This is a genomic window from Algoriphagus faecimaris (assembly GCF_900101705.1).
GTDB classification, from domain to species: Bacteria; Bacteroidota; Bacteroidia; order Cytophagales; family Cyclobacteriaceae; genus Algoriphagus; species Algoriphagus faecimaris.
The window spans coordinates 19,695-45,182 of the sequence record NZ_FNAC01000010.1; the positions used below are offsets into that span (position 1 = coordinate 19,695).

General features: G+C 42.0%; 18 protein-coding genes. 4 read left to right on the top strand and 14 right to left on the bottom strand.

What is annotated here, in order from left to right; all coding sequences use genetic code 11:
- Positions 1-5: 5 nt before the first annotated feature.
- Both BLQ57_RS06875 and BLQ57_RS06880 read right to left on the bottom strand, forming a co-directional pair.
- Positions 6-1,511, bottom strand: coding sequence for a S10 family peptidase (locus tag BLQ57_RS06875; protein WP_205635617.1), 1,506 nt, complete (start codon positions 1,509-1,511; stop codon positions 6-8).
- Positions 1,512-1,525: 14 nt separating this feature from the next.
- Positions 1,526-1,864 (bottom strand): tRNA-binding protein, encoded by a 339-nt coding sequence (locus BLQ57_RS06880; RefSeq protein WP_087938685.1) that lies wholly within the window; start codon positions 1,862-1,864, stop codon positions 1,526-1,528.
- A 74-nt stretch (positions 1,865-1,938) separates the two neighbouring features.
- On the opposite strand from BLQ57_RS06880, the gene BLQ57_RS06885 reads away from it, so the two are divergent.
- On the top strand, positions 1,939-2,292 hold the full coding sequence (locus BLQ57_RS06885; protein ID WP_139162684.1) for a hypothetical protein: 354 nt from the start codon (positions 1,939-1,941) through the stop codon (positions 2,290-2,292).
- Between the two features lie 48 nt (positions 2,293-2,340).
- On the opposite strand, the gene BLQ57_RS06890 is transcribed toward BLQ57_RS06885, so the two are convergent.
- The 9 genes from BLQ57_RS06890 to BLQ57_RS06930 form a co-directional block, all read right to left on the bottom strand.
- On the bottom strand, positions 2,341-3,075 hold the full coding sequence (locus tag BLQ57_RS06890) for a 1-(5-phosphoribosyl)-5-[(5-phosphoribosylamino)methylideneamino]imidazole-4-carboxamide isomerase (protein WP_087938683.1): 735 nt from the start codon (positions 3,073-3,075) through the stop codon (positions 2,341-2,343).
- 164 nt (positions 3,076-3,239) lie between these two features.
- Positions 3,240-4,277 (bottom strand): WD40/YVTN/BNR-like repeat-containing protein, encoded by a 1,038-nt coding sequence (locus tag BLQ57_RS06895; protein WP_087938682.1) that lies wholly within the window; start codon positions 4,275-4,277, stop codon positions 3,240-3,242.
- Positions 4,278-4,289: 12 nt separating this feature from the next.
- Positions 4,290-5,201 carry a hydroxypyruvate isomerase family protein gene (locus tag BLQ57_RS06900; RefSeq protein ID WP_087938681.1) on the bottom strand — a complete coding sequence of 304 codons (912 nt, stop codon included), beginning with the start codon at positions 5,199-5,201 and terminating at the stop codon, positions 4,290-4,292.
- A gap of 3 nt (positions 5,202-5,204) precedes the next feature.
- Positions 5,205-6,518: a Gfo/Idh/MocA family protein gene (locus BLQ57_RS06905; RefSeq protein ID WP_087938680.1), complete on the bottom strand. Its 1,314-nt coding sequence runs from the start codon at positions 6,516-6,518 to the stop codon at positions 5,205-5,207.
- Positions 6,519-6,536: 18 nt separating this feature from the next.
- The gene (locus BLQ57_RS06910) at positions 6,537-7,493 is read right to left on the bottom strand and encodes a formylglycine-generating enzyme family protein (protein ID WP_087938679.1); all 957 of its coding nucleotides are present in this window, start codon (positions 7,491-7,493) and stop codon (positions 6,537-6,539) included.
- A gap of 15 nt (positions 7,494-7,508) precedes the next feature.
- A complete protein-coding gene (locus tag BLQ57_RS06915) occupies positions 7,509-10,832 on the bottom strand; it encodes a VCBS repeat-containing protein (RefSeq protein WP_240507764.1) in 3,324 nt (1,107 codons plus the stop codon).
- A 70-nt stretch (positions 10,833-10,902) separates the two neighbouring features.
- Positions 10,903-12,756 carry a RagB/SusD family nutrient uptake outer membrane protein gene (locus BLQ57_RS06920; protein WP_087938678.1) on the bottom strand — a complete coding sequence of 618 codons (1,854 nt, stop codon included), beginning with the start codon at positions 12,754-12,756 and terminating at the stop codon, positions 10,903-10,905.
- 11 nt (positions 12,757-12,767) lie between these two features.
- The gene (locus BLQ57_RS06925; RefSeq protein ID WP_087938677.1) at positions 12,768-15,920 is read right to left on the bottom strand and encodes a SusC/RagA family TonB-linked outer membrane protein; all 3,153 of its coding nucleotides are present in this window, start codon (positions 15,918-15,920) and stop codon (positions 12,768-12,770) included.
- 251 nt (positions 15,921-16,171) lie between these two features.
- A complete protein-coding gene (locus tag BLQ57_RS06930) occupies positions 16,172-16,825 on the bottom strand; it encodes a Tll0287-like domain-containing protein (RefSeq protein WP_087938676.1) in 654 nt (217 codons plus the stop codon).
- A gap of 141 nt (positions 16,826-16,966) precedes the next feature.
- Here BLQ57_RS06930 and BLQ57_RS06935 point away from each other — a divergent pair, with 141 nt between their 5' ends.
- Both BLQ57_RS06935 and BLQ57_RS06945 read left to right on the top strand, forming a co-directional pair.
- A complete protein-coding gene (locus BLQ57_RS06935) occupies positions 16,967-19,783 on the top strand; it encodes a YCF48-related protein (protein WP_087938675.1) in 2,817 nt (938 codons plus the stop codon).
- A gap of 428 nt (positions 19,784-20,211) precedes the next feature.
- The gene (locus BLQ57_RS06945) at positions 20,212-21,444 is read left to right on the top strand and encodes a cystathionine gamma-synthase family protein (protein ID WP_087938673.1); all 1,233 of its coding nucleotides are present in this window, start codon (positions 20,212-20,214) and stop codon (positions 21,442-21,444) included.
- Positions 21,445-21,456: 12 nt separating this feature from the next.
- Here the strand turns inward: BLQ57_RS06945 and BLQ57_RS06950 are convergent, their stop codons facing one another.
- Together BLQ57_RS06950 and prfA are read right to left on the bottom strand one after the other, a co-directional pair.
- Positions 21,457-21,981, bottom strand: a complete 525-nt coding sequence (locus BLQ57_RS06950) for a GNAT family N-acetyltransferase (RefSeq protein ID WP_087938672.1) — start codon at positions 21,979-21,981, stop codon at positions 21,457-21,459.
- 83 nt (positions 21,982-22,064) lie between these two features.
- Positions 22,065-23,141 (bottom strand): peptide chain release factor 1, encoded by a 1,077-nt coding sequence (prfA, locus tag BLQ57_RS06955; RefSeq protein ID WP_087938671.1) that lies wholly within the window; start codon positions 23,139-23,141, stop codon positions 22,065-22,067.
- Positions 23,142-23,292: 151 nt separating this feature from the next.
- Between prfA and BLQ57_RS06960 the strand changes: the two genes are divergently transcribed.
- Positions 23,293-23,529, top strand: coding sequence for a Kazal-type serine protease inhibitor family protein (locus BLQ57_RS06960; protein ID WP_087938670.1), 237 nt, complete (start codon positions 23,293-23,295; stop codon positions 23,527-23,529).
- Between the two features lie 29 nt (positions 23,530-23,558).
- Here BLQ57_RS06960 and glmS read toward each other — a convergent pair whose 3' ends face one another.
- Positions 23,559-25,400, bottom strand: a complete 1,842-nt coding sequence (glmS, locus tag BLQ57_RS06965) for a glutamine--fructose-6-phosphate transaminase (isomerizing) (RefSeq protein WP_087938669.1) — start codon at positions 25,398-25,400, stop codon at positions 23,559-23,561.
- Positions 25,401-25,488: the final 88 nt, after the last annotated feature.

Below are 25,488 nucleotides of genomic sequence, written 5' to 3' on the forward strand. Positions count from 1 at the left end.
ATCCTTTATGGCTTAATTATTTTATTGATAAATCCTCTAATATCCTGAGCAAGAGCGTCGAAATCCTCCTGCCTATTGTACATCATGTGTCCCGCCTCATAGTAATACATGTGAATGCGGTTCTGCGGAAAATCATGTCTGGCAAAAGTAAATTCAGCATCAAAGAATGGCGTAATCAAATCGTAATAGCCATTGGCCACCATGACTTGAAGTGCTGTATTTCGATGCATGACTTCACTCAATGCTCTAGCGGTACTGACGTAGGAAGGCTCCCAATAACTACCATCCGGTACAGTTCGCCATCGCCAAGCACTTCCGATTTGATTATTTGAACTGAGATAGGGTTCTTCTACATTTACCTTCAGCTCGTCTAGAATGTACTGATTGAAAACAGCACCATACGCAGCTTCTGTCATGTAATCGCTGGGATCACCAAGCACCGGACCTTCTGCTACCTGATCCGTCTCCACAGCCGCAAATCTGCCATCCAGGGTGCCAATGGCCTTTCCTTGCTGGCGTAGTAGTTCTTTTTTGAATCGATGCATCAAAATCTGATTGTCGGACCGTAGAATATATTCGATATCGAGCCCAGTAAAATAGCCTATTCGTTCAGCAATGGTTCTTTTTTGATCGGAGCTTTGTTTTTCACCTAGAAATAAAGACGGTAAATATTCTTCATAAGCAAAGTCTCTTGCTTCTTGGGCAAATTCTTCAATGCTTTTACCTACACCGGATTTGCCATGATAGCGAGCGGTGAGGGCCATAGAGGGAAAATAGGTAAAAAAAGAGGTTAGATTATCGGACCAAGAGGAGGATCCTTGATAGTCAAGGGCTTGAGAAATTAAGATGATACCATTGAGAGAGACATGCTGTCCTCCCCCTTCCAAAACTTCGGCTACTTTGGCTGCACGTGTGGTGCCAAAGCTTTCTCCTGCCAAAAATTTAGGGGCTTGCCATCGTTTATTTTCTTTGATCCAAATACGGATAAATTGTGCTACGGACTCAGCATCTTCCTGTAGTCCCCAATAGTCTGCATTTTTCCCCTCGCCAATAACTCGGCTAAAGCCCGTACCTACAGGATCGATAAACACGAGATCTACCACGTCTAACAAAGCTTGACTATTTTCTACAAAGGGATAGGGAGCTGCGCCATCGTCTTTGGTAGCATCACTGTCTACTTTGACGACTTTGATACCAAAAAAACCCATGTGAAGCCAAATTGATGCTGAGCCTGGACCTCCATTGAAGATAAACATCACGGGGCGTTCGCTGGACTCTACCCCTTTTCTGAGGTAGGACCAGCTCCAGATGGCGGCTGTTTTCTCTTGTTTTGAATTGCTGAGGAATGTTTCCTTGGCGATTACCTCATAGTTGATTTGCTGGCCCTGGATAGTGATCTCATGAGTGGAGGAAAAAGACCTTGCCGGAGGAAGGCTGTCTTTTTGCGCAAATGCTGAAAATGAAAGTAGAGTAATAGTCCAAATGCTGAGGACCATGGAGAATTGGTTCATGGAAATGAATGGTTTTAATGAAGCCGTGAGCCGTTGGGGACAGATCGTTCTAAAGAACTTAGTACAATATCACCATTTTTATCCGAAAACCCGGTGATCAAAACTTCCGACATGAAGTCAGCAATCTGTCGTGGTTTGAAGTTGACTACGGCGATGACTTGGCGACCAATCAAATCTTCTTTCTGATATAGCGCGGTCACTTGGGCAGAGGATTTTTTGATGCCAAGCTCTGCCCCAAAGTCTACCCAAATTTTATAAGCGGGCTTTCTGGCTTTTTCGAAATTTTCAACCTGTAGAATTGTACCTACTCTTAGATCAATTTTGGCGAATTCTTCGTAGTCAATCGTTTGCATAGAAGAAATTTTTACTATTTTTAGAAACCTTTTGCAAGACCCATCAGTTACACACAGGTAATCTAATTCTAAAAATGTTCAATTCTACAATATTTCCATTTAAAAAAGTGAGTTTTCTCGCTATTACTGTTATGGGAATGTGTCTGTGGACGGGAGAATCTTTGGCACAGGAAGAGCAGGACAAAGTTGAAATCGAACCTTTAAAATCGGTTGACAGACCCATTAGGGAAGATCATGCTGCATCTCAAGAAGTTATTATTCCAAAAGTGATGGTCACCCCAAAATCTAAGACGCTTCCAACTCAAAGCACTCCAATTCGAAGAGAAGTGATTTTGGGTCAGGAAGGTAAAAAATCGACAGAGCCAGTTTCTTCTACTTTATCTTTCAATATATTTTTGTACGTGGTAGATAAATTTAAAGCGGACTAATTTGTGTTTTCTTAATAATAAAAAAGAGACCCGTTCGGTCTCTTTTTTTTAGTTCTCGGAGATAAATTTTTCAAGATCTGATAAACTGATTTTGCCCTCGTAATAAGCCCTTCCAAAAACTGAGGCACTTACTCCCAAGTCTTTGAGTGCTTTAAAATCATCAATACCTCGGACGCCTCCGCTTGCAGCTAAATGAATCGTAGGAAATCTGCTTATGATATTTTTAAACAACTCGAAATTGGGACCTTCCATTACACCGTCTCTACTCACATCGGAGCATTTTAGGTATTTCAATCCTCTGTCGTAAAAAAACTCAATATGATCATAAAGATCTATGCTTGTTTTTTTCAACCATCCCCTGATTTTAATTTTGTTATCAATCGGATTGCTATCGGCTGCTAAGTTGATTTTTTCGCGGCCATATGACAGCAGAAATTGTGCAAATCTCTCAGGGTGATTTGCCGCTGCTGAGGAAATAGTAACTGTTTTGGCCCCAAATTCAAAGCATTTGATCACATCTCCGTCTGTAGTAATACCTCCTGTAAAATCAATCATGAGGTCGGTGTAGCCGGCCATTGCCTCAAGGATATGGTAGTTTTTTGGTTCGCCTCTTCTAGCACCGTCTAGGTCTACTAGATGGAGTCTTTTCATACCGATGGACTCAAATTGCTGAGCGATCTCCAGGGGGTTATTAGAGATGACCTCCTCAGTGGTAAAATCACCTCTTTTGAGGCGTACGCATTTGCCATTGATGAGATAAATGGATGGGATTATTTCAAACATAATGCTAATAAATTCGACGAATTCTAATGGGCAGGTTTAGAAACTTTACCCTAAATATACTATAGATCACTAGTTCGGCACCGAGATTTGGCCGATTTCTTTACAAATAGTTAAATTTTGGTTGCTTTTGAAAGCCTCTATTCAAAAATTAACTTGTTTTATTTTCAATAAGTTAATCTACCTATTTTCCCCTGAGCCCCTGATGCCCAGATAGCTCCTCCTGAGTGTGCACGGCTTACAGCATGCCATGACTCTTCACTAAAAGAAACCCAGTTCTTGCCGCCATCTTTTGAGAAATCCCCTCCGGAAGGGCCTACTGCGATCACCCAGTGATATAGCGGAAAATAGGTCACACCTGATCTATAGCCTGATGGTGGATTACTTGGAATCACCCAATTCTGAGTTTCAGTTAAGAATATAGCGGCATTTGCCTTCGCTTCCTTTTCCTTTAGATAGTCTCCACCTACTGTAACGATTTCGCCTTGACCAGCTTCAGAAACCGAAAAAACACCCTGAGAAGCTTCTCCTTGTATGACTGGACTTTTCCATGATTCCCAAGATCTTCCACGATTGGCGGAATGGTATAATTTGGCCGAACTTCCACCACTTCCCAGCCATAGTTCATTTTCTCTTGCAAAAAGAGAGGAGGCACTTGCGGCAAATCCTGCCTCACCTTCATCTGCTGAGGGGGCCGTTTCTATCAAAGTCCAAGTTTCACCTTGATCGGTTGTTTCCAATATCATCCATTTGCCGTCTATAGGGTCTCCAAATACATATCCGCGATTTTTGTCAGTAAAACTGATCCCATCCAAGAATGCCTTGGCATTTTCTTCATGCTTTTTGGACCAGGTTTTTCCGCCGTCGCTAGTTTTGTAGATGACGGCAGGCTGTCCTGCAGAAACAGCAATCGCATTTTCTGCATCAAATCCATAGATGGACCTGAAGTCTACACTATCCAGTCCATCGATGATGCCATGACTCCAGTTCTGTCCAGCATCGAGGGTTTTGAGCCAGCGTCCATTGCTCCCGCTTGCCCAAACTATATCAGCTGTCACTGATGAAAGTCCTCGTAAAGATGATTTAATTGGAGTTTCAAAAATCTCCCATCCTGTGGGTTGTTCTACTGCCGGATACTCCGATTTCTTTTGGCAGGAAAAAAGCGCTACTGAAATCAATAGCGCTCCGATACTTTTTCTAAGCATTTGTTATAATTTTTATGGAATGTCAACTTTTCTATAAGCTTCAATTAGAGCAAGCTCCCCCTCTTTTCCAGGTAGTGCATTGCCGTGTTCCATTCCGAGGATTCCTTTGAATCCTTTTTCATGAATGTATTTGAACACATTCCCATAATGAATTTCTCCAGTTCCTGGTTCCTTTCTGCCGGGATTATCTCCGATTTGAATATAGGCGATCTCTTCCCAGGTTTTTTCCATGGTAGCGATGAGATTCCCTTCATTGCGCTGCATGTGATAAGCATCATAAAGTATTTTGCAAGAGGAACTGTCTACGGCCTTGCATATCATGTACGTCTGATCAGCATGTCGGAGGAAAAGATCAGGATTATCGCTCAGCGGCTCTAAGACCATCGTCAGACCATGTGGTTCCAAGATTTCAGCCCCTCTTTTTAAGGCTTCGATGACATTGGCTGTCTGAATGCCCATGGGTAGGTTTCGTTCGAAATAGCCAGGGACTACAGTCATCCATTTGGCATCGACACGCTTAGCGGCCTCTACTGATTTTCGGCAAGTATCCAGAAAAGTGTCCAGAAATTCTTTTTTTCCCGTAGCCAGAGATACTTTCCAGTTGTCTCCTCCATCTATCACGAAGACACCCATCCGCATTCCCAAATCTGAAAGTGTCTTTCCGATCAGTTCTTGATCTGCAACTGACCTTCCGAGTAAGCCATTATCTTCCAGAGAGCGAAATCCTTGATCTGCCATGAATTTTAACTCTTCGACCATTCCCCCAGGAGCAGAATTTCTAAACATCCCAAAGTGCGGTGCAAAGTCCATATTGAAAGTCGGTGCCTTTTTTTCTGCAGCCAATGCACTCATGCTTATGCCACCAGAAAGCCCCATAACTGTACTTCCAAGGCCTATTTTCTTTATAAATCCTCTTCTCTTCATGATTTAGATTACTTTAGTTTTACCGGGTACAGCATGTGGATAATACCCGTCTTCATTGGGAAGTACTTTTGGTAAAGCATCCCAGTCCAATTTTTCCGGAAATAAATCCACCGTACCGTTAAGTGCTTCTTCCCAAGTCAAAACTTTCCCAGAGTAGGTTGCATACCTGCCCATAATGGAAGTCATGGTACTCTTGGCGGCATTTTCAGCATCTTCAAACTTGTACTCCCCTTTGACTATAGCTGCCCAAAGCTCATCATGTTCCTGCTGATAGGGATTGGGGTTATTTTCTCGATTATGGGTGTAGATGGCGTTACCTTTCCAATCTGTCAGGTTTCCATGATTCCCAGCACTGAGATAGACTTTGCCTTTAGTACCTTGGAATGTTTCATCGACACGATTGGCAGCGCCGGGAAAGTGTCTGCATTCGCTATGAATCACCGAGCCATCGGCATAGGTAAATGTAATGACGTGATGGTCAAATATCTCTCCGTGTTCCTTACCTGTACGCACGGCACGGCCTCCTGTTCCTTCTGCCTTGACAGGATAGGACTGTTTTACCCAGTTAGCGATGTCTATGTTATGCACGTGCTGCTCGGTAATATGATCACCGCAGAGCCAGTTGAAGTAGTACCAATTTCGCATCTGATACTCCATCTCAGTTTGTCCGGGTTGACGCTCTCGTACCCATACCCCTCCATCATTCCAGTAGACCTGTCCTCCGACTATATCTCCTACGGCTCCGTCATGAATTCGCTTGATTGTTTCGCGATAGTTGTTTTGATAATGTCGCTGTAGCCCAACTACCACATTGAGTTTTTTGGCTTTTGCTTCCTCTGCTGCGGCGAGTACCCTTCTGATTCCCGGTGCATCTGTGGCAACCGGCTTTTCCATAAAAATCTGTTTCCCCTGCTTGACTGCTTCTTCAAAATGGGAAGGTCTGAAGCCCGGAGGAGAGGCTAGAATGACCACATCAGCTTCTGCGATGGCTTTCTTATAGCCATCAAACCCAACGAATTTCCGCTCTTCCGGCACATCAATTTTTTCTTTTCCATATTTATCAAGCATGGGTTTTAGGCTATTGTCTAGACGATCTCTAAATGCATCTGCCATAGCTACAAGCTTGATGGGGTGACCGGTTTCCAAGGCTTGAAATACCGCACCGGTTCCTCTGCCTCCACAGCCTATTACTGCGAGTTTTAGGTGATTTTCTGTCGCAGCATAGGCGCCCGGCAGCACAAAAGGGGAAGTCAAAACTCCACCCGTAACTAGGGCAGATGTCTTGATAAAATCTCTTCTTGAGTTTTGGTTTTTCATAGTTAGGTTACTTTAGGGTTAATAATCAGAGATAGGTTCTTTTGAATAGTAGGCTTTGATTTCCTCGGGGCTAGGAGGCAAAAGAGGACGGACTAAGCGTATTCCCAAAAATGGAGCTTCGGGAAACCACCATTGACTTTTAGGAATTTGGGGATCGATTTGCTTCCACTTTGGATCGCTTGCAAAGCGTCTGCTTGAACTAATTTCTTCTGCTGTGTGCTTAAAACTCCCTCCTCGAATTACTCTTGGGTAGAGTTTGGTGGAGGGATTTGTAGGATTTTTTCCAGGAGAGTTTTGGTAAAAGTCTGTGTCATATTGATCCGAGGTCCATTCCATCACATTGCCATAAATATCGTATAATCCCCAAGGGTTGGGCTTCTTTGTTCCGACCTTTTGGGTGGATTCAGCAGTGTTTTCTTTGGTCCAGGCATATTCTTCCAAAAGGGACGAATCCTCTCCGAAGAAGTAAGTGGACTCAGTCCCCGCCCTTGCAGCATATTCCCATTCTGCCTCGGTGGGAAGTCTGTAAAAGATTCCTGTTTTAAGATAGAGCCAATGGCAAAACTGAATCGCCCCATACTGAGTCATTCCTACGGCAGGTTTTCCTTCCTTTCCCATGCCAAAGGTCATGTCCAGATAGGGAATACTCGGTCTGCTTAAGCCATCCACTAGCTGACTGATGTCTTGTTCCGAAAGTGCTATCTCGTAGTTTTTATCCAAAAACATTTCGAAAATGTCCCAGGTGACCTCATGCGTTCCCATCCAAAAGGCATCGATTTTCACATTGTGGGCGGGCTTTTCATCGGGGAATGGGCTGGTAGAGGAACCCATCTGAAAAGTCCCCGCAGGAATGGGAACTAAGTCAAAATGAACTTCTGTACCAGGGATTTTTTGGGTATAAGGCTCAAAATTTGGCGAATCGGAAATTTTTCCAATTAATATGAGAACTATAGCTAGGAGGGATTTTTTGATCATTTTATTTCAAAGAGGTTATCGTTTGTAAAAATGAAGTGCTTTGAATTTTTCTAAGACTAGAAGTAGTTTATCAGTGGAGAAAATACCACGGATGTCACCTTGAATAGCAATTCCAGATTCGGTCGTTGACAAGGCCTTGAATTTTCCCGATCCATCTCCCAGCAATACAAGGCCCCGTCCGGCATCGTATTTTCCAGAACTGATTCTTCCAAAATTCATATTTCCTCCCAGAATTAAGTCTAGATTTCCATCATTGTTGATATCGATAGCATGAGAGGTAAAGGAGGGCGTAAATTGTACTTCTTGTGGCAATGGTTTTTTTTCAAATTTGCCTAAGCTATTGATTTTAAGGTAAGAGGTTTCTAATTCATTGATTTGGATAGATGTTGCTCCTTCTTTTTCTGAGAGCAAGAACAATTCATCAAATTCTGCTAAAGCATAACTTTTAAAGTCTAAATAGCGCTTTTTTAAGAAAGGTATTTGATTTAAAAGCTCACCGCGACTCAGTAGTGGATATTTTTTTCCTTGGATATAATATCCAAATACAGCATCCATAAATCCATTTTCATCGAAGTCTTTGTAGAGTAATTCGAGAGGCTCCTCTTGCGAGGCCTTTAGCCTAGTGTTTTTTCCAAGGTTACCTACTATCAATTCCGGTTTCCCATCTTGGTCCCAATCTGCTGCTTCAATATGATTCCAAAGCCCTACAATGGGAGTTTCAAAGTAGCTTTTGGTCACATTTTCATAAACGCCGTTGTTTTGTTTGAAAATCGAAATGGGCATTGCTTCTCCTACCAATATCAATTCAGCTTGTCCGCTTTGGTCAAGATCTTGAAAGAGGCCATCAGTGATCATACCCAAATTTATAAGCTCAGGAGCAAACTTGCTGGTTTGTTCAGAAAATTTCCCAGTTCCGTCATTGATCCAGATTTGAGCTCCTGGAGATAGGGGGTATTGGTCTGGAAGTACCCGGATACCAAGCAGAATATCTTTGGCTCCGTCTGCATTGAAATCATAAACTAAAACCTTACTGACAGGAAAAGAAAAGTCAGAAAATGCAGTTTGTTCCAATTTAAATCTTGAATTGCCACGGTTGATATAAAGTCTTGGCTTCCATTCTTGTGCTCCCTTCTGAAACTGATGAAGGCCTCCACCAGCTATCAAAAGGTCCAATTTTCCGTCCCCATTTGCATCAAATGAGACTGAATAACTGTCTTCAGCGCTTTTCTCATTTTCAAATGGTAGCTTGATCAGTTCAGATGGCTTTGGTTCAGAAAAGTTTGGTAGTATAAAACCTGATGATTGAGCACCGCCTCCGATGAATAAATCTTGCTTACCGTTTCCATCAAAATCACCTATTGTCCATGCCTGCTGCTGATTTGAAATGGGGTGAAGGAGAAGCGGCTGTCGTTTAAAATCGTTGGTAGGGGTGCAATCAGGAAGATTAATGGAAAGAAATGAATTGAGAAGTGAAGCTTCCTCTATCTGATTTTCTTCATAGATTTCTCCATCTGAAAGTGCTATTGTCAAGGTTTGATTAGCTGGAGTAGCTCTCAGAATTTTTTTATTTCCATCGGGCCAAGTGATCAGTAAAGAATCGATGAAATCGTGACTTCCCAAACCAAGATGTAGAATAGGGCTCACTGAGGATTGGAAGCCACGGTAAGGGTTTTGCTCGAGGTACTGGACCAAATCTCCCGTATAAACCTGTAGCTTGGTGCCGATCCCTGAGGAATTTCCTTTTTCACCGATTAATTTAATTTTTATGTAATTATTTGTGTTTTGAACTACGCTTTGATTTTGAAAAATTGTAGCAGGCGCATTGATATTATTTATGATCAAGTCCAAATCTCCATCATTATCCAAGTCAGCATAGACAGCACCATTGCTATTGAAGGGTTGACTGAGACCCCATTCTTGGGTTTTATTTTCAAATTGAAGGGAGCTATTATTTTTAAAAATGTAATTGGATAAGTCTGAGGCGGGCATTGACTTCACTAGACTCAGTAGATCTTCTCTTTTGAGTTTTCCACCAGAAGTCTGCACGTAGTTTTCCATATACATCAAAAAGTCCTGATTGTTATAATCTCTCAAATATCCATTGGAAACAAAAAGATCTTTCCAGCCATCGTTATCAAAATCGGCAAATAAGGAAGACCAGCTCCAGTCGGTACTGGAAACTCCTGCGAGTTGAGCCACTTCCATAAAATTACCTGATCCATCATTGACATGTAGCATATTTCTCATGTATTGATGATGCCATCCTTTTTCGAGGTTCAGCTGAAAAATCTCATAATTATCTGGAGACAAAAGAAGCTTTTGTCGGTAATTATCTTCAGGGAGCATGTCCAGCGTGAAAATGTCCGGTAATCCATCATTATTGATATCAGCGATGTCATTTCCCATCGAAAAATGAGAAGTCTGTCCGAGACGGATATTGATTTCGTCTAGAAAAGTGCCATTTTTCTGATTGATATAGAGATAATCAGGCATGGCATAATCATTTCCTATATAAATATCCGGCCAGCCATCCATATTGATATCCGAAGTAGAGACACCCAGGCCATAGGAAAAGCTGGAGCTGGAAATTCCTGCCTTTGAAGTGATTTCGATGAACTTTCCATTTTTATTTTCAAAAAGTTGAGCTCCTGCTTCATGTTTTTCTTTCAAGAGCTTTTTGGTCAAAGCTACATCTTGATTTTGGATAGAGCGGGTATTATGATTTAAAAGGAAAAGGTCCAAATCCCCATCTCTATCGAAATCAAAAAAACTAGCAGATGTACTGGGCGCACTTGAATCGATTCCATAGTCTGCTGCCATTTCCTCAAAGCGAGGGACTCCATTTTCATCTGTTCCTTTGTTAATGAATAGCAGGTTTTTTCTTTTTTCATGGGGTAAAGCACCGGATTTGCATTGGTAAATATCCAAAAGACCGTCGCCATTGATATCTACGAATACCACTCCAGTATTCCAAGGACCTGATGTCCCCAAAATATTAGCTTGCTCTGTGATTTCTTTGAATTTGAGATTTCCTTGATTGAGATAAAGCTTGGCGCCGCTCACATTTGCGGAAAAATAGAGGTCATCCAATCCATCTTGATTGAGGTCTCCGACTGCCACTCCTCCACCATTATACAGGTATTCGTACATGAGTACGTTTAGATTGAGTGTTTCGTCAATTTTATTGATAAAATCAATTCCGGTAGATTCAGGGCTTACTTTTTTGAAAAGAGGGTCTGCTGTATTTTCGCTGCTCAAAGGCTTTTTGGGCTCGCTATTCTGACAAGAGAATAAAGCGGCAAAGGGTAATACTAAAGAAAGAAAGGAAAATCTGTTCATTATGTAAAGAAATAGACTCAGCCATTTGCTAATGCAATGACTGAGTCTAATTTAATTAGAATTAATTCAATTAATAGCCTGGGTTTTGAATCAGGTTTTCATTTCGATTAATTTCATCCCTATGGATGGGGAAGTAGTACATCTTATCCATCCATGTTCGGTTTTCTTTTCCGGGATCCATTTCGATTACTTCATAACTGTAGTTATATACCTCTGGGTCATATCTATAGACAGAGACATTACTTCCTGGTTTGAGTGTGCCTACAATGCTGATACCGTCGGCTTGACGGCCGAGGGTCTCTTCTGCAATCATCCATCTCCTGACATCGTGAAATCGTTGCTCCTCATAGGCCATTTCTACCCTTCGTTCATTTCGATAGCGATCTCTCAAAGCTTCGCCTGTATCGGTAACACCTGGCATTCCTACTCTATACCGTATTTGGTTTAACCAGTTTCTTGCTTCATCTTCTTGACCTAGCTCGATGGAAGCTTCCACATAGTTTAGCACAGCCTCTGTGTAGCGTAAGAATGGCCAAGGGATTTCTTGCCAGGTATTTTGATCTACTATGGCAGGGTCTGGATCTATAAATTTTCTGATATAATAGCCCGTATAGCTACCATTCCAGTCTTCAATAGGTGAATTCCTGGTATCTAACCCAAAATGAGTAATCTTTTCACCAGAGCTGTTGACTATTTCGTAGGTTCCAGTTTGAATTTGACCTAGAGGATCTCTCGGTTGATTGGCAGAAGATCTTGGCTTCCACTGAGCTCCATCATAAAGAATAGAAGCATAGAATCTAGGGTCACGGTTTTCGTAAGGATTGCTTGCCTTCTCCTCATCTTCCCAAGAAAATTCAGAACCATCCATCATTTCATAGTCATCGACTAGTAGCTGCATAGGTGTATTTCCAGCCCAATTATTGTATCCATTAGGACCATTAAATAGACCTTGCCGGCCTCCGTTTTCCTGTTTTGCATTGATGAAATAGCGTCCAAGAATCATTTCGTTTTCTCCTCCGTTTCTGGAGAGGGAGTTGTTGATATAATTCTGTATTCCCTCTTCATGCGAGACTGGTTCTGAAAGTCCCATCATATTTCCATTGCCTAAATCCAGCACAGCCTTTGCTGCGTCTTGAGCCTTCTGCCAGCGTTCTGCCCGGCTACCTGATGTATAGGCTAGCAAATCAATATTATCATAAGCTGCCAAATCTGCTGATTTAGATTGAGCAGTAGGAGCATCATGGAGGTCACTCGCGGCATAGAGAAGAACTCTCGACTTAAGCGCCAGGGCAGCAAGTTGGGAAGCTCTTCCATTTGCCATGGCTTTTCCGGTCAAAAGAGCCGCTGAATGGTCCAAATCGGAAACGATGAAATCCACTAGTTCTTGGAACGTGTTTCTCGGTGCAGAATAGGTTTCCTCTCCTAATTCATAGGGGCGATCTACGATTGGTACGCCCCCGTAATACCTCATCAATTGATGGTAGTAATAGGCTCGCATAAATTTAGCTTCTCCTAGTAGCTTATCTGCTGCATTTTGATCAGAAAACTCAGGGTTTTCTAGCTTTGAGATTGCAATATTTGCAGCTCTGATTCTGCTATACATATTTCCCCACCAGATCGTGTTGTTTACCCAGCCGATGTCAGCTGGATTGGATCGAGCTTCAGTGATGGTATTTATACCTCTTCCTGGGTGTGTAAATATCGCCTCATCGGTGAGAGAGGCCAGCATTTGCTCATCAAAGCCACCATTACCAAATCCCTGGTAGATTCCGATTACGAAGGCTTCTGCAAGAGCTGGATCGCTCCAGACTGAGGACTCTGAAACCTCCCCAAGTGGTCTAGTGTCGAGAAAGTCATCGTTACATGAGATGGCGATCAGGCCAGCGATGAAAATGTATGTGAAATTCTTATTGAATAGTTTCATGATGCGCTAGTTTAGAAGGTGACAGAAAGACCAGTGCTGATAATACGCGCTTGCGGATAATATTGACCAGTAGAGTTATCTGACTCTGGGTCATAGACGCCAAGTTTGTCCCAGGTAAGTAGATTGAGGCCATTGACATAGAAGCGCAGATTGTTTACTCCTACCCGCTTAGAGATATGTTGAGGCATATTGTAGCCTATTTCTACATTTTTAAGTCGGATATAGTCCGTTTTTCTAAACCAGTAGGTATTACCGTTGGAGTAATATTGATCACTTCTGTTGGCAATTCTTGGATGTACGCTACTCGGATTATCTATCGTCCAGCGATTTTCGTAAATGTCAAGAAGGAAGTTTCCGATATTCCCGGATTCTCCGGCACTTACATATTGTCTCGCTCCCAAGGCGCCTTGGAAAAGAATAGCGATATCGAGGTTTTTCCAAGAGGCATTGATATTTACTCCTCCCTGAAATAATGGAATGTTATTGTTATCCATTCGAACTCTATCGTCAGGTGTAATTTTTCCGTCTCCATCATAGTCGACATACTTCATATCACCGGGGCGGAGATTATTGGTAAGTGCAGAGTAGTCCAGCGGATTGCTGTTGATTTCTTCTTGATCTCTAAACACCCCATCATATTGGTATACCAAAAAGGTGTTCATAGGCTTGCCTGTTGATCTTTGCCAATCCGGAGCTCCGGGTGCTTCATCCCAGAAAAGAATCTGGTTTTTGGCATACCCTCCGTTAACACTGAATGAGTATTGGAGTTGACCAACATTGCCCCGTGTACCTAAGTTCAGGTCAAAACCTTTGTTTTCTACTTCACCGATATTTTCCTGAGGTAGAGATATCCCTGTACTTTGAGGAATAGAAGCATTTTTCTGCCAAAGGATGTTTGTTCGCTTATTATAGAACAGGTCAAATTCGAAGAATATTTTTCCTTGGAGGAGTTGTCCTTCAAATCCTAAGTTGGAATTATTTGCAACTTCCCAAGTGATTCCTCTGTTAGGCACACGCGTTTCAAATAGCGTTTTGGTTTCTACACCACCTGTGATATATGAGCTAAATCCATATGTAGAAAGAAATTGGTATCCTGGTACTTGATCATTACCCATCTGTCCCCAAGAGCCTCTTAATTTGAAGAAATCAAATTTTTCTCCAATTCCATTTTTCCAGAAATTTTCTTCTGATACCACCCATCCGAGCATAATGCCAGGGAAGAAGCCGAAACGCGTCTCTCTGGGGAAAATGTACGAACCATCATATCTCCAGAGAAACTCTGCCAAATACTTTTCATTGTAATTATAGGCCATTCGTCCGAAGTAGTTCATTCGAGCTTGCTCAAAAGCACCGCCGCCATTATTTTTTTCCAAATCTCCACCAGCAAACATCTGATCTATAGCAGTCGAGATAAAGTATCTTCTAAAAGCATTAAAGTTATTTCCTTCAACAGTTTCCTTATTAAACCCTGCCAATACATTAATAGTATGCTTGTCTGCAATGACCTTATCATAAGTGGCGACTGTTCCCACTAGAATATTGAGCTGATTGATATTTTCTTGTCTCAGTCTAGGTTCAGCGGGTCCTCTTTGGCTGGCTACAAGTTTTGGAGTTACGCCATCATCTTCAAACCCGTTACCCATTTCATATAAGGTCCACGGAATCTCCCATCTTTTGAGATTTCTCATCGTTTTGTCTACAGATGCTGTACCTGTGATTTTTAGGCCTTCTACTCCGGGAACTTTGAAGACGATGGAACCATTGGACTGGAAGTAGTCTCTTGTATCATGATCATAGCCAGTTTGATTGGTTGTAATGACTACTGGATTTTCGCCATTTTCGATATCAGGTCCTGGAAGACCGTTAGGCCAATATGCTGGCTGATTGGGCTTTCCTCGCATTTGCATTCTAAAAATAGACCCTGCTCCTCGAGTTGGGAAAAATCTAAATTCCTCTCTACCCAACACACCTAAAGTGACGTTGATATAATCGTTGATTTTGGCATCTAGGTTAATGCGGAAATCATACTGCTTGAAGCCGGTAGCTGAATTTTTATAATATGCATCTTGATTTTGGTAGCCTAAAGAGGTCAAGTATTTGACATTTTCGCTCCCTCCTACGAGTTGAAGGTTGTACCTAGACTGAGGAGACCAAGTCTTGAGGGTTTCTCTATACCAATCCGTGTTGGGATGTCCCCAAGGGTCAGAACCATTTCGGTACAGTTCCAAATCTTCAGGTGTATAAGGAGCGTTTCTTACTTGACCATTTGGCCGAGTATATTCTCCTGTGGATTGATATGCCTGATTTGCTGCCGCCCATTCACCCACTGGTAGTCCATAGATATCTAGGTCATTGAGCATTTCTGCATATTGGGCAGCATTAGCTAATTCGGGAATGACAGTGGGCTGTGCAAAGCCTTGATTGACTTGAAATGTCAATTCTGGCTTTCCTTCCAATCCTCTTTTGGTCGTCACTAGGATTACCCCATTTGCAGCTCGTGCACCGTATATCGCTGCTGAAGCATCTTTGAGTACTGAAATACTCTCAATATCGTTGGGATTGATTCGGTCTAGCCCTCCCGAACGGGCAGGAATACCGTCGATTACTATCAATGCATCGTTATTCCCTAAGGTATTGGAACCCCTTATTCGGATTCCAGAACCATCGTAACCGGGCTCTCCACTTCGATTAACTGCCACTACTCCAGCCATCCGTCCGGCTAGAGAGTTGGTTAAATTTAAGGTGGGAGACTTTGCTAGCTCTTTACCTTTTACGCTAGCTACTGAGCCAGTGACGGTCTCTTTCTTTTGCTCCCCGTATCCTACGATGACGACTTCTTCTAGGGATTGGGTATCAGGGTTGAGCGTAATTTCAAAATTATTTTGATTACCTACCGGAACTTCTGTAGTTGCAAACCCAATGAAAGAGAGTACCAATACGGCGTCTGCACTACTCACAGAAATAGTAAACTTACCGTCTATATCGGTTACAGTTCCCGTAGTAGTACCTTTGACTAGGACAGAAACCCCAGGCAGGGGGAAATTATCTTCCCCGGAGATCACAGTGCCAGACACCTCCCGGGTCTGGGCTATTGCCGAGGTAGAAATACCAAGGCAAATAAATAAGCTTAAGTAAAAAAGCTTAAGAATGTTTAACTTCCTCATAGATTAGGATTTTGGGTTATTGAAAATTATACACCTAAATCTCGAGGAAATAAAAAAAAATTTCTAACTGAATTCTTCTAAATTCTGACTGTTTTATGCTGTTTTAAAAAAAATTGTCTTGATTTCCATCTGATATAAGCAAAACTGTTTCTTATTTGTTTCATCATATAAACTTTTGTTTGGCTCAATTGGTAATAAAAAAAGCCGGCACTTTTTGGATACCGGCTCTAAGACTGTGGAGAGAATATTTATTACATCCGCTTTACCACTTCGATCTTAGGGATTTTAATGGACCACATCCCTCTTAGATCTCCCACTTTATGTCCTGTTGCTTTATCCTCAGGATAGAGCTCCTCTAGTTTTTGCAGTGTCTGAGCGTCGATATCCTTTGCGGGGTCTCCGTGGCAGCTGAGGCAGAGTCCTCCCGGAATTATTATGGCTTTTGAATACAAATAAGCATCACCATTTTCGATTTTTTGAAGATTAGGGGTTGATTCCAAGTTGTTTTCTACATTGTATTCGTAGGTCTCTAAGATTTGCAGTTCCATTTCAGTGGGTTGATCATTTGGATTTCGGTAGCGATTGGATGCTCTTCGGATTTCCACATTATATTCATCACTGACTTTTTCTAAAATCGGGAGCGCTTGTACATTACAAAACGCTATGGCTCCTGTAACCCCTCGCTCGGCAATGGCATTTTGAAGTTGCCCTATGAGTTCTTTCTGTGCAGTAGTGCTAATAGAGTCTCCCCAAATCATAGCTGACTCATAGATTTCAGCTTCATTTAGCTTTTTGACTTCCATTGCTTGATTGACTTCTTCGAAGACTTCTTTGGACACTCTCTCTCCTGAGCCGCAGGAGGACAGAAAAGAAATCAGAATAATTACGCTTGCAATATTTTTCATGATTTTGACGATAATCGCATAAAAGGAAGCTTCAATTTACACGGAATTTAAAAGATTTGCTCATATATATGTCTTCAATTTCGGTCTGAGCTTTGAGAAGAGATTAAATAACTTATTTTTGTTTTAATCATAGGGTTTTCGATGAAAAGAATCTTCTTTTTATTTTTCGCATTTTATCTGGCGTCCTCAGGATATACCATAAGTCAGACATGGACTCGCCTTCAGGGTTGGGGTCTCGATTTGGAGACGGTATACTGGATAAATGATTCAGTGGCTTTTGCCGGAGGAGAGAATCTTTTGATAAAAACTCAAAACCGGGCTCAAACCTGGCAGGAGTTACCTTTTCAATTTGAAGGAAAAGTGACTTCAATCGCCTTTGTAGATGAAAATACGGGGATAGCTGTGGGTGAAAACGGTCTTGCCTTAAAGACAGAAAACTCGGGCCAAACATGGAGATCAATCCTTATTTCCTCTGGTTTGGACCTTTTTAAGGTGAGCCCTGTTTCTGAATCCACTTGGATGGCGGCGGGAGCTAATGGGGCAATTTTCCGAAGCCAAGATAATGGAGAGACTTGGCAGGCCCGAAATTCGGGTAAAAACCACACCATCAATGATGTTTTTAGATATAATTCGGATACGTTATTTCTGGCAGGAGATGGAGGGACACTATTAAGATCAGCAGATCAGGGATTGACCTATCAGGAGATTACCTTACCAACAGCCATTGATTTGAATGGGGTGGCCTTTTCATCTCCCTTAATTGGTTATTTGGTAGGAGATGAAGGATTAATCATCAAAACAATAGATGGTGGGGAAAGTTGGTCCACATTGACTTCTGGAGTGGCGACAGACTTACAAAAGGTGGCCATAAGCCCGTTGGATAGTAGAATAGTGACCGTGATTGGCGATGGGGCCACGGCCTTGCGATCGATCAACTCAGGCGTAAGTTTTGGGAAGGCAAATCTAGGAGCGACCAATACCAGAAATCTCAAAGAACTCTTTTATGTCCCTGCTAGTAATATGGTTTATGCCGTAGGTCAAGACGGGTATATGATATCCTCGACCAATGCAGGAGCTTCCTATTCTCAGCGGATGGCGGGTGTGAGAACTGATTTTACAGAAACCGATTTTAAGACAGATCGCTACGGATTACTAGGGGGGAAAGGCGGTTCATTTTTTGTCACTTCCAATGCAGGACTTAGCATTATCAGCAGGCCTTTGCCCCAAGCGGAGGAGATATCAGGAATGAGTTTTTGGAATGGAAGTTTTGGCTACGTGTCCACTACGGCAGGCAAAATTTTCCGAACTACCAATGCAGGTTCTTCTTGGTTAGATTTGAGCCCTAATATACCTGAAGCGACCAATGGTTTTTATTTATTTGCAACCTCCGTGCTTTATGCTTCAGGAAATGAGGGTAGGGTAATCAGCTCATTCAATTCAGGAGGAAACTGGAATACACAAATCCAATCTGATACGGAAAATGACCTCAAAGAGATTATGTTTTTTGATTTCCAGTTTGGCATAGCCGTGGGGGAAAATGGACAAATATCTTATTCAAACGGAGGGGCGACCTGGACTACATTGCCGTCTTTGGCGGAAGAAAACTTCAATGCGCTGGCCAAATTGGATGAGGAAAATGCCATTGTTGTAGGTGATGGAGGCAAAATCTTCAAGACTTCGGACAAAGCACTCACTTGGAAAGAGATTGAAGTAGAAACGAACGAGGACCTGCTTGATGTTGATTTTTTTGACAGCAATGTGGGCTTTATAGCTGGGAAAAATGGATTGACCATGCAGACCGGCGATGGCGGGGAAACTTGGTTGATTATTCCTTCAGGGACAAGCAGAGATTTGAACTCCATCAGTGCTGCAAATCCATTGGTAGCCTATACTGTAGGAGATGACGGTACTTTCTTAAGCTATTCCTGTATCCCTCCTGAGGGAAGTTTAAGTGCCATAACCGGGGCGGGATTCTCTTGTTTAAATGTTGAAACCTATTCTATTTTGGATCCTGTCATCGAAGGGGCACAACTGGTATGGAGGGTAGATGGAGGTAAAATCGTATCAGGCCAGGGAACTAATCAGGTGGAGATAGAATGGACTAACCCAGGTAGAAATGGAGTATTTGTTAGCCGTAGAAATTTCTGTGGAAGCGGTGAAACCTCATTTATGGAAGTGTTGGTGGATCAAATACCAATTATCACCAACCAAATTGTCGGAGAAGGCTCCGTCTGTCTTGAAGAAGACTTTTCTTATTCACTTCCGGGACTCAACGGGGTGAATTACGAGTGGACTGCCACAGGTGGCGAAATCATCAATGGCCAGGGCACTTCTTCGATTTTGGTTCGCTGGAGCGAAGAAGGAAGCCAAGAACTAAAAATGAAGCCCTCGAATACTTGTGGTGAGGGTGAAGAAGTGAGTAAACCGATTTTGGTTAAGTCTCAAGCACTATTCCCAGGAGAAATCAATGGAGGAATATTGGTAGCTCCTGGAGAGGAGGTCTATACTGTGTCAGAAGTGAATGAATCCAGCTATGTATGGGCAGTAGTTGGAGATGGAGCCAAAATTATTGAAGGTCAAGGAACAGCTTCTATCAGAGTAGCTTGGGAACAAGAAGGGGATTATCAAATTGAAGTTCGCTCTCAAAATGCTTGCGGTTTTAGTCCAGTAAGTTCCCTTTCTGTTCAAGTAAGTTTGATCACAGGAATTGAACCAAATGAGAGGTTTGAATTGATGATATATCCTAATCCAAGTAGTGGGGTATTGTATCTTGAGTCCGAAAGTCTCTCGGCGTGGAACTCTGTTGAAATCATCAATCAAACAGGGCAGTCAATAACAAAAGGCTCTATCGGTTCATCTCAAAATTTATTGATTTTTCAAGACCTACCTCGTGGGGTTTTATTCTTAAGACTAAAGGGACGAAATAGCGTAGTGACCAGAAAAGTGATTGTTGAGTAGTCTTTTCGCTTAAATCAGTTTTTAAAATTATTAGAATTTCAAGAGCAATAAATTGAATTCAAAACAAAATAATATTTGGGGTATATAAAAATTTATATGTATCCGCTATGATACCAGTAGATCAAAATGGCCTCGACTTCGCTCGGCCTCCGGGTTTGGAGTCATTGATGGGAGGGGAGAAAAATGGGGCTTCACCTCATTTTTCTCCCCTCTCCAACATAAAAAACCAACGGTCACCGAGCGAAGTCGAGGTGAAACCATATAAAATCCGGCAAGTAGTAGGATTGAGGATAATCAGAGTGCTTTAATTAACTATTTGAAAATAGTACTCTGAATTAGGCTCTACTACAAAATTTTTTATAGGCTCTTATTTATTGAAAAATCGCAGATTTTCTGCTCTTTTGAATGAAGTATAAACCCAATAAACTATGAAGTCCATGTACCCTGAGAGCCTTATGATGTCCTACGGCTACAAGCCAGAGCTATCTGAAGGCGCGATCAAATGTCCCATTTTCCAAACCTCAACCTTTGTGTTCAAGAGCGCCAAAGAGGGAAAAGATTTTTTTGAATTGGCCTATGGAAAGCGAGAGAAAACGCCAGGAGAGCAACCCGGCTTGATTTACTCCCGATTGAACAATCCGGATCTGCAAATTCTCGAAGAGCGGCTGTCCCTTTGGGACGGTGCCGATGAATGCGCAGTATTTGAAAGTGGGATGTCTGCCATATCTACTGTACTCTTAGAGTTTTTGAGGCCTGGTGATGCTTTACTTTATAGTATGCCAGTTTACGGTGGTACAGACCACTTTATCAATAAGGTATTGCCACAGTATGGGATTAAAGGAGTCGGTTTTACCAGTGATGATTCAGAAGAAGAAATACTAAGAAAGGTAGCGGGTTTATCTATCAAATTAATTTATGTAGAGACTCCTGCCAACCCTACGAATGCTCTTTTTGATCTTTTCCTGTGTAGAAGAGTGGCTGACCGGCTAAGTAAAGAGGATGCAAAAGTTTATGTAGCGGTGGACAATACTTATATGGGGCCTTTATGGCAGCATCCGCTCAAACAGGGTTCAGATTTAGTGATATATTCCGCTACCAAATACATTGGAGGGCATTCTGATTTGATTGCAGGAGCAGTGTTGGGAAGTACTGAATTGATGAAAAGAGTCAGAACGCTTAGGACATTCTTGGGAAATATGGCCGGACCATGGACAGGATGGTTATTGATGAGAAGTCTGGAGACTCTAAAAGTCCGAATGACTCAGCAGGCGTCAAATGCTAAAGAAGTAGCAGATTTTCTACTAGCCCACCCAAAAGTGGAAAAAGTGTATTACTTGGGACATTTGAAAGAAAGTGATTCCCAATACACGATATATCGTAGACAGCTGAGCAGTCCCGGGGCCATGGTTTCCTTCGATATCAAAGGCGGAGAGCAAGAAGCCTTTGCTTTCTTAGACAGTTTAAAGCTTTTTAAGTTGGCCGTATCTTTAGGAGGCACAGAATCTCTGGCTGAGCATCCTGCAACGATGACCCATAGTGACGTGAGTGAAGAGGATAGGGACCTATTGAGGATTTCCGAAAAACTGATTCGCCTGTCAATAGGTGTAGAGCACTATGAAGATCTAATTTGGGATATTAAGCAGGCTTTAGATCAGGTATAATACGGGCGAGGGTTACTCCTCGCCTCTAATTTTCACATATTGAAATAAATCACCTACTACTCCTCGCTTAACAAATGCCTTTTTTAAGATGGCTTCTGGGACGTACCCAGCCTTTTCTAAAACATTCATGGATTCTACATTGAAGTCATAGATTTGAGCAAAAATCCGCTGGACATCAAATTTCTCAAATAGGTAATTGGTAAAAAGCTGCACTGCTTCAGTTGCGATTCCCTTCCCCCAATAGGGCTCTCCTACCCAAAATCCAATTTCCATATTAGTCCTAAGTTCATCTTTCCCTCGTTCAGAGCCTATTGCACCTGCAAGTTTACCATCTAGTTCGATAGCAAAATTTTGTGGTGGGTTAAATTTCTGATTGTGCTCAATCCAATGCCTAGCATCATGGATGGTATAAGGCTGAGGATAGCTATCCCTTAGGTTCATAGCTATTTTGGGATTATTTGCTAAAGGATAGAGCTGATGGAAGTGAGCTTCATTCCAAGTGACGAGATTAATAGATCTTTCTCCGGCAATGATCATAAAGGGTTAAAGATTAATGATTCAAGATAACAGGCTTCATCTATAAACACCAATGATGCCGAAAAATTTATGTGAAAGGGATTTTAATCCTCTAAGCCTGAAGTTTTCATTTTTTCGAGATTTTCTGCCAAGCGAAGGCTTGAAATGAATTCCTCGATATTTCCGTCCATCACATCGGGAAGGTTGTAGACGGTCTTATTGATTCGATGATCTGTTACACGGGATTGGGGATAGTTGTATGTCCTGATTTTATCAGACCTATCGCCACTTCCTACCATGGATTTCCTTTGTGCACCTACTGATTCATTGTGTTTGGCCAGCTCAATTTCATAGAGCCTTGATCGAAGTACTTTCAGTGCTTTTTCGAAGTTTTTGATCTGTGATTTTTCATCCTGGCAGGTCACGACAAGTCCTGTAGGATTGTGAGTCAATCGTACCGCAGAGTAGGTAGTATTTACCGATTGACCTCCTGGACCTGAGGAGCAATAGGTGTCTTTTCGGATATCGTTCATGTCTAGATGAACTTCCACTTCATCCATTTCTGGGAGTACTGCCACCGAAGCCGCGGAGGTATGTACTCGTCCTTGAGATTCTGTGGCCGGAACACGCTGTACCCTGTGTACACCTGATTCATACTTGAGCATGCCATAGACATCCGCGCCCGAGACGGTAGCTATGATTTCTTTGTACCCTCCTGCCGACCCAAAGGTCAAGTCTAATACGGTGAGTTTCCAGCCTTTCAATTCGCAGAATCGCTCATACATTCGGAAAAGGTCTCCAGCAAAGATTGCGGCTTCATCTCCTCCAGCCCCACCTCTGATTTCTAGGATACAATCTTTGGAGTCATTGGGATCCTTAGGAATTAAAAGTTGCTTCAGCCCTTCCTCTAACTCACTTTTCCGCTTGCGAAGGTCTTCCAGTTCGAGCTTTGCCATTTCTCGGAAGTCTTGATCTTTTTCTTTTTCCAGGATTTCTTTAGCGCTATCTAGATTCTCTAAGATCAGTTTATACTCGTCGTAGGCGTCCACTACTTTTTCCAAGTCTTTGTACTCTTTGGTGAGCTTGGCATACTTACTCATGTCAGTCATCGAGTCGGGTTGAATGATGAGTTGACCTACTTCTTCAAATCTGTCTTTTAGTGCTTGTAATTTGTCCAGCATAGTTCTTCTTTCGCTTTGCAAAAGTAAGGATTAATTTGCAGTGAATAGGGCTCTGGCTTATTCATGCTTTTTTTAATGTGAAAAGTTTAGAAGTTATTGATTTGTAGCGATAAAGGTGGTTTTTTCGTTTACATTACAGAATTAGAAGAGTATGAAAGGGAAAAAAATGATTTCACTAGTGTTTGTTTCTCTATTATTTTTCCAATGTCAGGAGGAGCAAAAGCCACATGATTGTATCGATCAATCTAAAATCAATGATTATGGGGCATGTTATGATATCTTTGCACCCGTATGTGGCTGTGATGGAAATACCTATTCCAATGACTGCTATGCACAAAATGCAGGGGTGCTTTCCTTTACCCAAGGAGCATGTAGTGAAAAAAATTAAGGCCTCGCTTAGAGGCCTTTTTAATTTAATTATTCCACTGTTACCGATTTCGCCAAATTTCTGGGTTGGTCTACATTACACCCTCTGAGTACAGCGATGTGATAAGAAAGTAGTTGCAAAGGAACTACAGCAACTAATGGCGCGAAAGCTTCGTGTGTTTCCGGAATCTCGATCACGTGATCCGCCATATTACGAACCTGGGTATCGCCTTCAGTTACTACTGCAATTATTTTTCCTTTTCTAGCTTTTACTTCCTGAATGTTGCTGACTACCTTTTCATAAGAACTATCTTGAGTCGCAATGAAAATAACTGGCATTTCTTCATCTATTAATGCGATAGGCCCATGTTTCATTTCAGCTGCGGGATAGCCTTCGGCGTGAATATAGGATATTTCTTTTAGCTTCAACGCACCTTCCAAGGCTACTGGGAAATTGTAACCGCGGCCTAGGTAAAGCGCATTTCTGACATCTTTATATTCTTCAGCGATGTACTTGATCAGTTCATTGCTTTCAAGCGCCTTTTCAACTTTTGCGGGGATAGACTCTAACTCATGTAGGAGCTGTATATACTTGCTTTCGGGTAAAGTACCTCTCTGATAGCCTAGTTTTAAAGCCATCATAGCTAAAACGGAAATTTGAGCGGTAAATGCCTTGGTAGAAGCTACTCCAATTTCCGGGCCTGCATGCGTGTAAGACCCTGCATGCGTCGCTCTGGGGATTGAAGAACCTACTACATTACAAACACCGAAGATGGTAGCTCCTTTTGATTTGGCAAGTTCGATTGCTGCTAGTGTATCAGCAGTTTCTCCTGACTGTGAAATAGCAATGACAAAATCTTTGTCACTGATCACGGGATTTCTATATCTAAATTCGGAGGCATACTCTACTTCTACCGGAACTCTGGCAAATTCTTCAAAGAGATATTCGGCCACCAGTCCCGCATGCCAAGAAGTACCACAAGCAGTGATAATGATCCGCTCTGCATTCTGAAACTTGTTCATGTAATCACGAAGCCCTCCCAAAACCAGCCTTCCTGACTTGGCATCTAATCTACCACGTAGACAGTCTGCGATTGACTTGGGTTGCTCATAAATTTCTTTGAGCATAAAATGTTCAAAACCTCCCTTTTCAATAGCCTCAAGCTCCATATCAAGCTTATTGATGTAGGGGTTAGTTTCTACATTTTCAATGGTTTTCACCTGGAGTCTATTGTCTCTTATCACAGCAATTTCGTAATCATCCAAGTAGACCACCTTATTGGTGTATTCAATAATCGGAGTAGCGTCTGAAGCCAAAAAGTATTCGTCTTCACCTACGCCAATTACCAAGGGAGAACCCTTTCTTGCTGCAATTAGGGTGTCAGGTTCTTCTTTATTAATCAAAACAATCGCATAGGCACCCACTACTTTATGAAGAGCCAATCGTAAGGCTTCTTCAAGAGAGCATTTATTATGCAGTTGAATATCCTCAATGAATTTGATAAAAACTTCAGTATCCGTATCGGACTGGAAGGTATAACCTTTCTGGATAAGGTCTTTTTTCAGTACCTCATAGTTTTCGATGATTCCGTTATGAATCATGGCCAACTTTTCTGAAGAAGAATAATGAGGATGGGCATTGGTGTCATTTGGTTCACCATGAGTAGCCCATCGGGTATGCCCAATTCCTATTTTGGATTGTATATCTCCGCAGGAAGCTAAATGCGTTTCTAATTCTGAAACCTTTCCTTTCTTTTTGTAAATGCTCAGGCCTTTTCCATCCAGAAGTGCTACCCCGGCAGAGTCATATCCTCTGTATTCTAATCTTCGGAGACCTTTGATAATAATTGGCAGCGCTTCTTGCTGCCCTACGTAAGCTACGATTCCACACATATTGAAAAATTCTTTTAGATAAATAGAACTTCCACAAATAAACAGCTTTCATGCCAAAAAAAAGAATCCACTTTCTTAAAATTTGAAA

Bases quoted from the DNA above. Each gene is read 5' to 3' on its own strand.
- BLQ57_RS06875 (WP_205635617.1), bottom strand. From the start codon at position 1,511: ATGAACCAATTCTCCATGGTCCTCAGCATTTGGACTATTACTCTACTT.
- BLQ57_RS06880 (WP_087938685.1), bottom strand. From the start codon at position 1,864: ATGCAAACGATTGACTACGAAGAATTCGCCAAAATTGATCTAAGAGTA.
- BLQ57_RS06885 (WP_139162684.1), top strand. From the start codon at position 1,939: ATGTTCAATTCTACAATATTTCCATTTAAAAAAGTGAGTTTTCTCGCT.
- BLQ57_RS06890 (WP_087938683.1), bottom strand. From the start codon at position 3,075: ATGTTTGAAATAATCCCATCCATTTATCTCATCAATGGCAAATGCGTA.
- BLQ57_RS06895 (WP_087938682.1), bottom strand. From the start codon at position 4,277: ATGCTTAGAAAAAGTATCGGAGCGCTATTGATTTCAGTAGCGCTTTTT.
- BLQ57_RS06900 (WP_087938681.1), bottom strand. From the start codon at position 5,201: ATGAAGAGAAGAGGATTTATAAAGAAAATAGGCCTTGGAAGTACAGTT.
- BLQ57_RS06905 (WP_087938680.1), bottom strand. From the start codon at position 6,518: ATGAAAAACCAAAACTCAAGAAGAGATTTTATCAAGACATCTGCCCTA.
- BLQ57_RS06910 (WP_087938679.1), bottom strand. From the start codon at position 7,493: ATGATCAAAAAATCCCTCCTAGCTATAGTTCTCATATTAATTGGAAAA.
- BLQ57_RS06915 (WP_240507764.1), bottom strand. From the start codon at position 10,832: ATGAACAGATTTTCCTTTCTTTCTTTAGTATTACCCTTTGCCGCTTTA.
- BLQ57_RS06920 (WP_087938678.1), bottom strand. From the start codon at position 12,756: ATGAAACTATTCAATAAGAATTTCACATACATTTTCATCGCTGGCCTG.
- BLQ57_RS06925 (WP_087938677.1), bottom strand. From the start codon at position 15,920: ATGAGGAAGTTAAACATTCTTAAGCTTTTTTACTTAAGCTTATTTATT.
- BLQ57_RS06930 (WP_087938676.1), bottom strand. From the start codon at position 16,825: ATGAAAAATATTGCAAGCGTAATTATTCTGATTTCTTTTCTGTCCTCC.
- BLQ57_RS06935 (WP_087938675.1), top strand. From the start codon at position 16,967: ATGAAAAGAATCTTCTTTTTATTTTTCGCATTTTATCTGGCGTCCTCA.
- BLQ57_RS06945 (WP_087938673.1), top strand. From the start codon at position 20,212: ATGAAGTCCATGTACCCTGAGAGCCTTATGATGTCCTACGGCTACAAG.
- BLQ57_RS06950 (WP_087938672.1), bottom strand. From the start codon at position 21,981: ATGATCATTGCCGGAGAAAGATCTATTAATCTCGTCACTTGGAATGAA.
- prfA (WP_087938671.1), bottom strand. From the start codon at position 23,141: ATGCTGGACAAATTACAAGCACTAAAAGACAGATTTGAAGAAGTAGGT.
- BLQ57_RS06960 (WP_087938670.1), top strand. From the start codon at position 23,293: ATGAAAGGGAAAAAAATGATTTCACTAGTGTTTGTTTCTCTATTATTT.
- glmS (WP_087938669.1), bottom strand. From the start codon at position 25,400: ATGTGTGGAATCGTAGCTTACGTAGGGCAGCAAGAAGCGCTGCCAATT.